At 43.5% G+C, this 12,750-nt stretch carries 11 protein-coding genes; 10 read left to right on the forward strand and 1 reads right to left on the reverse strand.

Annotation, left to right across the window (positions count from 1 at the left end):
• Window positions 1-13: 13 nt before the first annotated feature.
• From MHH25_RS16545 to MHH25_RS16580, 8 genes are all read left to right on the forward strand, one after another.
• Window positions 14-1,852 carry a histidine kinase gene (locus MHH25_RS16545; RefSeq protein ID WP_036613909.1) on the forward strand — a complete coding sequence of 613 codons (1,839 nt, stop codon included), beginning with the start codon at window positions 14-16 and terminating at the stop codon, window positions 1,850-1,852.
• A gap of 3 nt (window positions 1,853-1,855) precedes the next feature.
• Window positions 1,856-3,397 (forward strand): response regulator, encoded by a 1,542-nt coding sequence (locus MHH25_RS16550; RefSeq protein WP_036613907.1) that lies wholly within the window; start codon window positions 1,856-1,858, stop codon window positions 3,395-3,397.
• A 153-nt stretch (window positions 3,398-3,550) separates the two neighbouring features.
• Window positions 3,551-5,599, forward strand: coding sequence for a glycoside hydrolase family 16 protein (locus MHH25_RS16555; protein ID WP_340017555.1), 2,049 nt, complete (start codon window positions 3,551-3,553; stop codon window positions 5,597-5,599).
• A gap of 202 nt (window positions 5,600-5,801) precedes the next feature.
• Window positions 5,802-6,176 carry a DUF2750 domain-containing protein gene (locus tag MHH25_RS16560; RefSeq protein WP_340017556.1) on the forward strand — a complete coding sequence of 125 codons (375 nt, stop codon included), beginning with the start codon at window positions 5,802-5,804 and terminating at the stop codon, window positions 6,174-6,176.
• Window positions 6,177-6,208: 32 nt separating this feature from the next.
• On the forward strand, window positions 6,209-6,646 hold the full coding sequence (locus MHH25_RS16565) for an Imm26 family immunity protein (RefSeq protein WP_340017557.1): 438 nt from the start codon (window positions 6,209-6,211) through the stop codon (window positions 6,644-6,646).
• A 324-nt stretch (window positions 6,647-6,970) separates the two neighbouring features.
• Window positions 6,971-7,177, forward strand: a complete 207-nt coding sequence (locus tag MHH25_RS16570; RefSeq protein ID WP_340017558.1) for a helix-turn-helix transcriptional regulator — start codon at window positions 6,971-6,973, stop codon at window positions 7,175-7,177.
• Window positions 7,178-7,618 (forward strand): hypothetical protein, encoded by a 441-nt coding sequence (locus tag MHH25_RS16575; RefSeq protein ID WP_340017559.1) that lies wholly within the window; start codon window positions 7,178-7,180, stop codon window positions 7,616-7,618.
• A 182-nt stretch (window positions 7,619-7,800) separates the two neighbouring features.
• Window positions 7,801-8,559, forward strand: coding sequence for an AAA family ATPase (locus MHH25_RS16580; protein WP_340020517.1), 759 nt, complete (start codon window positions 7,801-7,803; stop codon window positions 8,557-8,559).
• Window positions 8,560-9,307: 748 nt separating this feature from the next.
• On the opposite strand, the gene MHH25_RS16585 is transcribed toward MHH25_RS16580, so the two are convergent.
• Window positions 9,308-9,508: a hypothetical protein gene (locus tag MHH25_RS16585; protein WP_340017560.1), complete on the reverse strand. Its 201-nt coding sequence runs from the start codon at window positions 9,506-9,508 to the stop codon at window positions 9,308-9,310.
• A gap of 299 nt (window positions 9,509-9,807) precedes the next feature.
• Between MHH25_RS16585 and MHH25_RS16590 the strand changes: the two genes are divergently transcribed.
• Both MHH25_RS16590 and MHH25_RS16595 read left to right on the forward strand, forming a co-directional pair.
• Entirely contained in the window at window positions 9,808-10,998 is a 1,191-nt protein-coding gene (locus MHH25_RS16590; RefSeq protein WP_340017561.1) for a glycine C-acetyltransferase, read from the forward strand.
• A 37-nt stretch (window positions 10,999-11,035) separates the two neighbouring features.
• Window positions 11,036-11,995, forward strand: coding sequence for an L-threonine 3-dehydrogenase (locus MHH25_RS16595; RefSeq protein ID WP_340017562.1), 960 nt, complete (start codon window positions 11,036-11,038; stop codon window positions 11,993-11,995).
• Window positions 11,996-12,750: the final 755 nt, after the last annotated feature.

The raw sequence follows: 12,750 nt of genomic DNA on the forward strand, positions 1-12,750 counted from the left end.
TGAATACATTAGAATGAAATACCTACTAACGAGATTGAGGAAGCTATATCGCAATGCCCGTATATCCCAAAAGCTGTTTCTGGCATTTAGCCTGATGATTGCCATACCTGTTATTTTGATATCCTTTGTGTATATCCGCATGCAAGAAACCCAGCTATATAAGGATGCTATGGCAACGGGCAACAGCCACGTTTCATGGCTGAATGAACAATTGCGCAGAAGAATGGACATGATTGAGAACGCTTCTAATACAGCCCTTACTCAAAAGTCATTTGTGGATTTTATTCATTCCAATATGCTTGTGGATGGACTGCGTCTGGTGAAGTTTAAGCAGAACCAGTTTGAGCAAATGCTTAATATCATTCAAAGCAATGCGATGATCAGTGAGCTTAGCTTTTACGTTGATAACCCAAACTTGTATGAAATCTGGCCTGAAATCTATCATTATAAGAAATTTTGGCCGCAGGATTATTGGATAAAGCTACGGGACGAAGGTGGTGCGGCTTACCGTTTATTTTCTTTTAGGGATGGTGAACACACTTTATCCTACTATCGTCTGGTTCGCCTTCAAGGGCAGGAACAAAAGCGCCCTAGTATTATGGAAGTGCGAGTCCCGCACAGCATGTTTTTCAGCGACCTGCTCCAGGAGAGCAAGGGGGACTTCTTTTCGGTATTGATGAACGCAAGTGATCCTCCCCAGTATGTTTACAATCCCCAGCATGAGTTTTCTGAGAAGTACGGGCAGGGGATGGAGGAGATCCTTGGCAGTATTTATCACCAGCTGGATATAGTGCCGCAGGAAAACCCACTTCTGGTTAAGGTGGGTGGTCAGAGCTTCTATGCATTGTATCGATACATCGCTCCGTTGAACACTTATGTGGTCGAGATTGCTTCCCATCAGGCATTGATGAAGGGGCCGCGCAGTTGGTATGCATTTGTGGTAACGATTACATTATGTGTATTGCTGCTGATTATGCTACTCGTATCCCAAACGACGCGGCGTATTTTCCGGCGGTTGGACAGCGTACTGGTATCCATGCGTCAGGTACGGAAAGGCGAGCTGGATTCAATGATTGATACAGGCCTTGATGAGAACGAAAGAGGGGATGAAATCGATGAGGTGGCGGTGAATTACAATAAAATGTTACATGAGGTCAAACGTCTAATGACACAGGTCGTGGATAAACAGTTAATTGCCAAAAACGCACAGTTGCATTCCCTGCATTCGCAGATTAATTCTCATTTTTTATATAACGCCCTGGAATCGATCCGTATGGTGGCAGAGGTACAGAGGCAGCCTGCTATAGCCAATTCATTGGTGTCGTTGGGCTCCCAGCTACGTTACAGCATGCAGTGGCGCAGCGATACTGTTGCTTTTCGTGAGGAGCTTGCCAATATCCAAAATTATATTGAATTTATCAACTTTATGGAGGGCGGCAGTATCGTTATGACGGCGGATCTTCCTCAGGAGATACTTCGCTACGCCATTCCCAAGATGTGTATGCAGCCTATCGTTGAAAATGTAGTTCATCACGGGGCACCTTCAGGCGGCAGGGTAACTATAGAGATTACCTTTTCTGTGGAGAATGACGGTCTGCTTTTCATTAACATAAGAGATGACGGAAAGGGGTTAGAGCCTGAGATGTTACACCGTCTTCAGGCATTACTGAGGAGCGAATCGGATACACCGATGGTTACAAGCAGGAGCGGACTTGGTTTGGAAAACGTGAATAAGCGATTGCAGCTTCATTATGGCAAGAATTGCGGTCTTTGGATTGATAGTGTGCAAGGTGCATATACCTGCGTAACGATACGCTTGCCTTGGGAAAATGTAAATCTTGGAGGGTGGTAGAGCATGATTAATATCCTGATTGTGGACGATCAAAAACACATTCGTGACGGCCTGCAGGCCATGCTGCATCAATTTCCTCTGGAGCTGAACAACATATACTGTGCCGCGAGTGGGATTGAGGCGCTGTGCCTATTGCGGCAGCATTGCATTCACATCGTTATTACCGATATTAGGATGCCCGATATGGATGGGTTGACGCTCATGGCTCAAACCACAGAGGAATACATGGATGTGGAATACCTCATTATCAGCGGTTATAGTGATTTTACATATGCCCAAAAAGCGATCGGGCTTGGTGCAAAGGGTTACTTGCTCAAACCTTTGAAGCGAGAGGATCTGCAACATTCCCTGGAGCATGTATGGCAAGAGATCCAGACACGGCAGGCACTTACGCATAATATGCAGCGTGTATCCCGCCTCGCCCAAGAGACCGATCGTAAAGAATTAAGAATGTTTATGCAAGGTGCGTTAAGTGATGACGCATGGATCCTTCAGATTGAGGAACAAAATGATGCGTTATGGCGTAATTATCGTCTAGCCCTGCTGCGGGAAGAAGTTTACATTAACCAGCCCGGAGCCAGCAGCGCCCATAGCATGGAAGTCATTGCTTATCGTGTGTTTGGTAGACAAGGTTGTATTTGCCTGCAACATCGCCCCTACCTGATCCTTGCGGTGGATGCGTCCATAGATTCAAGTGTTTTGCCTGCAGCGCTCAAGGAAGGAAAGATCAATGCCATAACGGCCATGACTAACCCGATTCAGGGGTTAAAAGAACTACCCGACAGCTATACCCAAGTGCTTGAGCTCTATCGCCACAGTTATCTGTTTCCTGATCAGTACAGTATCTTCCCAGCACATATTGAGCATATGGAACAGCAGTGGCAACTTCCCTATGAAGACTTATATGAACTGTTCCAGTCGATTGGAACAGATAACAGCGGAACAATTACTCAGGGTATTTCTGCAATATTTCACAAAAAGGTGCTGCAACGCTATCCTATTCGCTATACCCAACAGCTCTGCGCCGCCACCGTTCAGATGATGGAGGAATACGAACGAGTTATCCACCCTTATATGGGGGAAGAAGTGCTGGACCTTGAATCATTGCGTAATCTCTTTGATTATCAAGGGATGCGTGAGTATATACAAGCACTGCAACAGCAGCTGCTTCGGTTGAATCAGTTATATTATGACTATAAGTGCAGCTATCGCCATTCGCAGGATCTAAATGAAGCCATTCGTTTTATACACGAGAGTTACCACAAACCGCTGGACCTCGCGATGGTATCCAATCATGTATCGCTTAATTATGCTTATTTTTCAAATCTGTTTAAGAAGAATATTGGTAAAGGTTTTGCTGAATACCTACGAGATGTGCGTCTGGATAAAGCGCGGCGGCTTCTCGCCGAAACCGATCATAAAATTGTGGAGGTGGCTGCTATGGTTGGCTATGAAAGCTATAAAAGCTTTACACGCGCGTTCCGACTTGTGATGCAGATCCAACCCACAGAGTACCGACAGATGATGCGGCAGAAGGCAGATTGAATCAAAAGCCAAAAAAATGGGATACCACAAAAACAATTGTACCTTTTCAGCGAATTAATCTATTCGATAGAATAAAGATACCCCTTCATGTAAGCGATTTCCTTAATGCGCATGGATTGGGAGAAGCTAATATTTTATTAAAGGAGGACTATCATGAAACCATCTCACTTTGCGGCGAAACGGTTTATGAAAAAGGTACTCGGTATGTTCCTTGTGGTTGTGATGCTGGCTAGTATTGGCATACTGCCACCTTCAAAGGTTCAGGCAGCGGGAACTACCGTAACCTCAATGGAGTACTTCTCACCAGTAGACGGGCCTGTTATTTCAAAATCGGGGGTTGGCAAGGCCAGCTACGGATTTGTTATGCCTAAGTTCAATGGAGGCTCCGCGACATGGAATGATGTTTACAGTGATGTAGGCGTTAATGTAAAAGTGGGCAACAACTGGGTTGATATCGACCAGGCAGGCGGTTATATCTATAACCAAAACTGGGGGCACTGGAGCGATGGCGGCTTCAATGGTTATTGGTTCACCCTCTCCGCAACAACGGAGATCCAACTGTACTCCAAAGCGAATGGTGTTAAGCTGGAGTATCAACTTGTATTCCAAAACATCAACAAAACAACCATCACAGCGATGAATCCGACACAAGGTCCACAAATCACAGCAAGTTTCACAGGCGGTGCAGGCTTTACATATCCAACGTTCAACAATAATCCTGCGGTCACTTATGAAGCTGTTGCGGATGATTTGAAGGTGTATGTCAAACCTGTAAACAGCAGCAGCTGGATTGATATTGACAATAACGCAGCCAGCGGCTGGATCTACGATCAAAATTTTGGCCAATTCACGGATGGCGGCGGTGGGTACTGGTTTAACGTAACGGAGTCGATCAATGTCAAATTAGAATCAAAGACTTCTTCGGCTAATCTTGTTTATACCATTACGTTTAATGAACCTACAAGAAATTCATATGTCATTACGCCATACGAAGGAACAACCTTCACAGCAGATGCGAATGGTTCCATTGGGGTTCCGCTTCCCAAAATTGATGGGGGGGCGCCAATCGCCAAGGAACTGGGCAATTTTGTATACCAAATTAACATGAATGGGCAATGGGTTGATTTGAGTAACTCCAGCCAGAGCAAATTTGTATACTCCGGTAATGGGTATAACAATATGTCCGATGCCAACCAGTGGGGTTACTGGGCCGATTATGTCTATGGTCTTTGGTTCCAGCCAATCCAGGAAAATATGCAGATCCGTATTGGATATCCGCTGAATGGACAGACGGGTGGAAATATTGGCAACAACTTCGTCAACTATACCTTCATCGGCAATCCAAATGCCCCGCGTCCTGATGTATCCGATCAAGAGGATATCTCAATCGGAACGCCAACCGACCCGGCAATCGCGGGCATGAACCTCATTTGGCAGGATGAGTTCAACGGAACTACGCTGGATACAAGTAAATGGAACTATGAAACAGGATATTATCTCAATAACGATCCCGGTACTTGGGGATGGGGAAATGCAGAACTGCAGCACTACACAAACAGCACTCAAAATGTTTATGTACAGGACGGGAAGCTGAATATCAAAGCCATGAACGACAGCAAATCTTTCCCACAAGACCCAAATCGGTATGCACAGTATTCTTCAGGAAAGATTAACACCAAGGATAAACTGTCCTTGAAGTACGGCAGAGTAGATTTTCGTGCCAAGCTTCCTACAGGTGATGGTGTATGGCCAGCACTGTGGATGCTTCCACAAGATTCGGTATATGGCACTTGGGCTGCATCAGGTGAAATTGATGTTATGGAAGCGAGAGGCCGTCTGCCTGGATCAGTAAGCGGTACCATACACTTTGGTGGACAATGGCCCGGGAACCAGTATTCGGGCGGCGATTATCACTTCCCGGCGGGGCAAACTTTTGCCAATGATTATCATGTATACTCGGTAGTCTGGGAAGAGGACAACATTAAATGGTATGTAGACGGCAAGTTTTACTATAAAGTCACTAACGAGCAGTGGTATTCCGCAGCTGCACCGAATAATCCGAATGCACCTTTTGATGAGCCGTTCTACCTCATTATGAATTTGGCAGTCGGCGGAAACTTTGACGGCGGCCGTACTCCAAACGCCTCCGATATCCCGGCGACGATGCAAGTGGATTATGTGCGCGTCTATAAAGAACAGTAATTTGCGATTTCGGATAGAGCGAATGAAGATCAGATGGAACAGATGCTGGGCAAACCGGAGATCCTGAAATCTCATACTCTATAATTGGCTTACGACCGATTCCCAATATTTTTACCTGGGAATCGGTCGTTTAATTTTAGACTTGATACTGTAGTTCATCGGCTGCAACTCTTGTCGAAGGACAACATCATTAGGAGGAAATATGAATCAGAAAGAATTTGAATCAGTCATCAATCTCCCTGCAAATATTCGTTATGAATACTTCATCAAAAAAGTAGTGGATTCAGAAGAAGTGTGGGGGCTTTATGAGAATGGTTGGTCAGTTACTGAAGATGATAGAGGTAATAAATTACTTCCATTTTGGCCTAAAAAAGAATTCGCGGAATACTGTGCAACTGATGGTTGGGAAATTTACTCAAGTAAAAGTATGGATTTGTACGAGTTCATAGACGATTTTCTACCCAATTTAAAAAAAGAGGGTTTTAAACCTTCAATATTCTTAAATAATGCTGATTCTGCTGTATTAGAAGTCGATATACTAATTGAGGATTTAAAGACAGAACTTGAAAAATACTAACTTAAAACCTCAACGAAGGAGTTTGGAAAACCGTGAAAAATACGAGACGTAAACGAATACAATTGGGTGATATCTACGCTATCCCTTTGCCTAACGGTAAGTTTGCCTTTGGGAGAAGGCTTAAAGATGCCAGCATTGCAATCTATAATCTTATAAGTGACTCTATAGAAGAGATACCTCAAGAAGAAGAATACCAATTTATCGTGGGTGTATATGATGATGTATTGAAATCAGGCGATTGGCCGGTCATTAAGAATCGTCCATTCCCAGATGAAGATGAGGCTTGGCCCCCACCTGCCTGTATCATTGATAAGATATCAGGAGAATATTTGATTTATCATATGGGAGAGATTAGACCTTCTAATAGCGAAGAATGCAAAGGATTAGAGATTGCGGCTGTTTGGGAAGCCCATCATATTGTTGATAGAATAATGGGAGATGATAAGTGGCACCGAGACCCGAATAAATAGTGTACGAGTATACCATCTATGGTTCCAGAGCATCAGGTGTAGCGGTTTGAACCGCTTTTTCACTTTCCAATACAAACATTAAGTCACGGCCTACATACGTTTCTATAGGGGTAACACCAAGCGCTTCAACCATTTGCTCTGTTAAAGTACACTCTTCTGGCATCTTATATAAACAAAATCAACCGAGCCAAGCCCTCCTTTTACAAAGAGGGGCTTGGCTTGTTTTGCATTCAGATGTAAGTAATAATGCAAAGTGAACTTGACACATAATGCAAAGTGAACTATGCTAAAAATGCAAAGTAAACATTGCAAGGACGTGATCACTTGAAGACAAGAATTGCAGAACTACGTAAGCAGCATAAGCTGTCACAGGAAGAGCTGGGACGAATTGTTGGTGTTACCCGGCAAACCATCACCTCTCTTGAAAGGGGAAAATATACGGCCTCCCTTATTCTTGCTTACAAAATTGCCAATTTTTTCGGACTCGCCATTGAAGATGTTTTTGATTTCAGCAAAGTGGAGGAAATGTAAATGGACAAATACAAGATTAAAGTAAAAACTCGCAAAAACGTACTGTCACTGGTAGCCGCTGCTACCCTATTGATCTATGTAGGACTTATATTTTACCGAGGTGGACTACCCGATTTACCTAGTTTTATAAAGGGATTTCACACAGGCGCTTTTATCGGGGTTGAAGTGGCCATCGCTTTTTTCCTAGTCAGGTATATAAAAGCCAGTAAAAATGAAGCCGAGCTGAAGAAGCAGTATATTGAGGAGAACGACGAGCGGAGTGTAATGATACTCCAGAGTGCCGGCACACTCAGCACAGCAATCATTCTCATTGGTCTGGGCATTGCCTCCGTGGTCGCCGGTTTCTTTAATTCCTTGATATTCTACACCTTACTAACTTGCTTATTATTTGTTTTAATCGTATTTTTTGCACTGTGGATGTTTTATGCGAGAAAAATTTAAGGGTTAAATCAAAGCAGTGGAGAGAGGTGAATGTTTACCGGATATTGATTTACGGACAGGTTATTTTCGGTATATGGTATTATTTGTTTGATGGAGTAAAATAAAGGGTGAGACTAACATGAGTCAGCGTTTCCCAATAAAGGTAAGCATAACGATCAAAGGCTTAAAAGGGAGTGAACTATATTAAAATACAGCATCCCTATTTACGACAAATTCAGCTTAAGAGGCAACAAGTACCCACCTATAATCGTTACCCCTTTGATTTGGCGGTCATTCGAAACCTAAATACTCTTGATTTCCACCCCAAGGTAACCTATATCGTAGGTGAAAATGGAATGGGCAAATCAACACTGATGGAGTCCATTGCTGTCGCATGGGGATTTAACCCGGAGGGTGGGACGATCAACTTTTCCTTCTCAACCCAGGCTACTCACTCGAGTTTATATGAATATATACAATTGATCAGAGGTCCGCGACGCCCGAGGGATGGCTTCTTCTTCCGGGCAGAGAGTTATTATAATTTAGCCACGACGATCGATGAGTTGGATAGCCAGCCTTCATTCGGTCGCCCTATTCGCCCTATTAAAGATTCCTACGGTGGTAAGTCCTTGCATGAGCAATCGCACGGAGAGTCGTTCTTTTCCACTTTCATTCATCGGTTCGGGGAGAATGGATTATATATACTCGATGAGCCTGAGGCTGCATTGTCTCCCCTTCGCCAAATGGCGATGCTGACACGAATCCATGAACTTGTTTTGCAAAACTCTCAATTTATAATTGCGACCCATTCCCCAATCCTTATGGCATATCCAGATTCGATTATTTACAATCTAAAGCCGGATGGTATCGAAGTCCAAGTATTGGAAGAAACCGACCATTATATGATTATGAAAGAGTTTGTGAATAACAAGGATAGGATGCTCAGAGAGTTATTCGAGTAAGCTAAAGATTAATTCCCTAGCTATCCTATAGAATCTAAAATCTTAAGAGAGATTGTTATAAAGAAAGCGATCTATTGTCGAGATTAACTAACGGGAAACGTTAGCTTAATCAAACTTAATAAGGCATCAAATTGATCATCTGCTGATTTCAACTAGCGGACTGACAACAGGGATCGTTGCAAAAATGCTAACGATCCTTTTTTGTTCATGTTTACGTATGAGTATTCAAATCACGAAAAAGGGCTCCTCCGTAGTCTAGGACGCCCCAAGTGCAGGTCAGCGATCACGTACCTGGATATAAAGGGAAAACAGTGGGTGTTGCCCGGCAAAGTGACGTTTTTATTTTTCACAGTCCGATCGATAATTTTGGTGATGCTGAGTATCTTACATGCTGTAAGCTTAGTAGAAGTGACTTTGTAGAACCATTCAAACGCTCTACACAGAGAAACAACGGATCGAACAGGAAGAACGGTACGGTATACTTCAACTATTTGAAGAACGGTTTATGCCCATTATATAAGCCCGTTGGCAAGAAGATGGGGAGATGTATAACTATATTGGACTGTTATGGAAAAACAAGGTATAGAAAACCGCTGCCTCTATATATTTTAAAACAGAAGATTCTATTTTCTGGCATGGGTGCTTGTAGGGGGGAATACATGTTTCATTATTTTCTGAAGATAAGCAGAAACATTGTTAGGATTGCAACTGCGAAGCATTCGTCCTAAATCGAGGAAGTATAAATATACTATTCTCTATTTTCATCATCTAATCGCCGACGAAATATCAAAGCCGAAACAGCAAATATAATAAAAGATAATGTTGAAGCAACAGTAACCATCTTCAACACACTTCCTATTGGGGGGTTAAACAACAGAGCAATTGAGATGATTAAAACAGCACCTGTTAAACCCATTCCCAAAATCGAGATCGCTAAAATCTTGTTCATCAAATCACCTCACAGGTTGAAATAGAGTTTCTCATTGCATAATAATAGTTTAATACATGATGAATTAGTATAGAATGTAACAAAAAGTATAGCAAAGATTTAGTAGCGATTGCTTCCGAGAATGGGGAAGAAATCGCTATGTTTTTTTGCGGATTTTTTTATTTTTTGTCCGCCACATGTGTACAAAAAAATAAAAAGATGATACATTAAAATCAATATAACCCTTTTTATAACAGGTTTTTCCCGGAGAATTATGTGTCTCCTGTACGAGGACATACGTATATCGAGGAGGGAATGGAATGTCAAGTCAAGCATTGGACCAATTTTTAAGTTCGAACATCGAAGATCTAAAGACTAAAGGTCTATATAACGTCATCGATACGCTGCAGGGTGCAAATGGTCCTGTTATTCGTATCGACGGAAAGTCCTTAATCAATTTGTCTTCCAATAACTATTTGGGACTGGCAACAGATCACCGCCTGATTGATGCTTCAGTTAAGGCGTCGCAGACATACGGTGCAGGCGCAGGGGCTGTGAGAACAATTAATGGTACGATGGATCTTCATATTGAGCTTGAAGAAAAACTGGCCCGTTTCAAAAAAACGGAAGCCGTTATCGTGTATCAATCGGGATTTAACTGCAATATGGCTGCTATATCCGCGGTAATGGACCAGCATGATGCGATTTTATCAGATGAGCTGAACCACGCTTCGATTATTGATGGCTGCCGCCTGTCGAGAGCCAAGGTGATTCGCTTTAAGCATTCGGATATGAATGATTTAAGACAGCAGGCGAAAGATGCCAAGGAATCCGGTCAGTACCATAAAATTATGGTCATCACCGACGGGGTTTTCTCCATGGATGGTGATATAGCAAAGCTGCCTGAAATCGTGAAAATAGCAGAAGAATTCGATCTGATTACTTATGTGGATGATGCCCACGGTTCGGGCGTTCTCGGAGCAGGTGCGGGAACCGTGAAGCATTTTGGATTGTCCGACCGCATTGACTTTCAAATTGGTACTCTTTCCAAGGCGATTGGCGTTGTCGGCGGTTATGTGGCGGGTAAAAAACAACTGATCGAATGGTTGAAGCTGAGAAGCCGTCCGTTTCTGTTCTCGACATCGCTACCTCCGGCTGCAATCGCTTCTTGTAGCGCTTCTGTCGACATTTTGATGAATGACAAAGAGCTGATCGAGAAGCTGTGGGAGAACGGCGATGATTTGAAAAATGGCTTGAGCCGGCTTGGATATGATGTAGGCCAAAGCGAAACGCCGATCACACCGTGTATCATTGGTGATGAAGTAACCACCCAACAGTTCAGCAAACGGCTTTATGAAGAAGGCGTATACGCCAAGGCAATCCTGTTTCCGACGGTTCCGAAAGGAACCGGAAGAATACGCAACATGCCGACAGCTGCCCATACCAAGGAGATGCTCGACCAGGTGATCTCCGTTTATGAGAAAGTTGGCAAGGAAATGAAGCTGATTTAGCTACATTCGCGGGAGTACATTTCGGGAGGAATGTCTTATGAACAAGATTTTGGTGACCGGAGCACTGGGCCAAATCGGTTCTGAGTTAGTTGTTAAATTACGTGAAATTTATGGTACGGATCACGTCATTGCTACGGATCTCAGGTCATCAGCCCACGAAATTACCCGATCCGGGCCATTCGAGCTGCTGGACGTTACGAATGATAAGGCGATGTTCGAAATCGCCAAGCGGTACGAAGTTGATACCTTCATCCATTTGGCTGCACTGCTGTCGGCTACCGCAGAGGAGAAACCGCTGCTTGCCTGGAATTTGAATATGGGTGGATTGATGAATGCACTTGAAATATCCAGGGAGCTCGGCTGCCAATTTTTCACTCCAAGCTCCATTGGATCTTTTGGTCCTTTGACTCCGAAAGACAATACCCCTCAGGATACGATCCAGAGGCCCAATACGATGTACGGCGTGAACAAAGTGTCCGGCGAACTGCTTTGTGATTATTATTTTCACAAATACGGCCTGGATACTAGGGGACTGCGATTCCCGGGTTTGATATCTTATATGACGCCTCCCGGCGGAGGAACGACGGATTACGCAGTGGAAATTTATTACGCAGCCGTGACGGCTGGCCGGTATACATCTTATATCGCCAAGGACTCAAACATGGACATGATGTATATGCCGGATGCCCTGAACGCTATCATCGATTTGATGGAAGCGGATTCTTCCCGGTTGATGCACCGAAATTCATTTAATGTCACCGCAATGAGCGTGGATCCAGAGGCGATCGCTGCAGCGATTCGGGATGAGCTTCCCGGCTTTATCCTCGATTATGACGTTGATCCGAAGAGACAGGCGATTGCCGATAGCTGGCCGCATTCCATTGATGCAACGGCAGCTAAAACAGAATGGGGATTTCATGCACGCTACGACCTGAAGGCCATGACGAAGGATATGCTTTCACATCTAAGCGAGAGACAAATGCTTCGCAAGGCTTAAAGTTATTATGAATTCGATCGAAGAGTGACATCGCTAAAAAAAGCAAGAAAGGGGAACTTATAAAAACAAAAACAGAACGAAATTGTCGAGGGACAAGAACATTGTTCCATTAAAGTCGCTATTACAGCGGCTTTTTTTGTTTTAAGGACAAGAACATTGTGTCATTTCGGATTAGGTATCTATCTAAATAGCATCATGATGAAGATCATGTGGCAAGAAAAAAGCACATGAATTTAAGAATTCGCGTGAATAACGATTTTTTTATTAGAAATAACGTTTTTCCGGTAAAGACCAATCAATCTGCGCCAACCATCGGGACGCGTATATGTGCTTACGAACTCGTCGATGTCGGTTTCGTAGATTGCTCTTGGTATCTCACGCTCATGCTTAGGAACACAAATTGTGGCTTCTTGGCAGAGGTAGTAATTCAAATGTTCGTGTCCAAATATGAAGATGTATGAGGATTTATACTTAACGGGGGATATTCTGCTTTGTAGTGGTGGAAATTACCCATTAAGCAAGTTGATTCAAAGTATATCGGACTCGCATTATAGCCACGTAGCTTTTGTCATGTGGATTCATGACAGGCTCATGGTACTTGGAAGCGTTGAGAACGCCGGAGTTAGGACAGTACCGTTATCTTCGTATCTGACTGCAAACATTATTCTATGCCTGCCTAGTTCTGACAGATCTAAGCAGGGAGTCGAGCCAGATCAGATTCGGCAAGAATAGCCTTTCTGTTCAGATCATACTAG

This window comes from Paenibacillus sp. FSL H3-0457, from assembly GCF_037981725.1.
GTDB lineage: Bacteria > Bacillota > Bacilli > Paenibacillales > Paenibacillaceae > Paenibacillus > Paenibacillus amylolyticus.

Coding starts and splice junctions, on each gene's coding strand:
- MHH25_RS16545 (WP_036613909.1), top strand. CDS start 14: ATGAAATACCTACTAACGAGATTGAGGAAGCTATATCGCAATGCCCGT.
- MHH25_RS16550 (WP_036613907.1), top strand. CDS start 1,856: ATGATTAATATCCTGATTGTGGACGATCAAAAACACATTCGTGACGGC.
- MHH25_RS16555 (WP_340017555.1), top strand. CDS start 3,551: ATGAAACCATCTCACTTTGCGGCGAAACGGTTTATGAAAAAGGTACTC.
- MHH25_RS16560 (WP_340017556.1), top strand. CDS start 5,802: ATGAATCAGAAAGAATTTGAATCAGTCATCAATCTCCCTGCAAATATT.
- MHH25_RS16575 (WP_340017559.1), top strand. CDS start 7,178: ATGGACAAATACAAGATTAAAGTAAAAACTCGCAAAAACGTACTGTCA.
- MHH25_RS16585 (WP_340017560.1), bottom strand. CDS start 9,508: ATGAACAAGATTTTAGCGATCTCGATTTTGGGAATGGGTTTAACAGGT.
- MHH25_RS16590 (WP_340017561.1), top strand. CDS start 9,808: ATGTCAAGTCAAGCATTGGACCAATTTTTAAGTTCGAACATCGAAGAT.
- MHH25_RS16595 (WP_340017562.1), top strand. CDS start 11,036: ATGAACAAGATTTTGGTGACCGGAGCACTGGGCCAAATCGGTTCTGAG.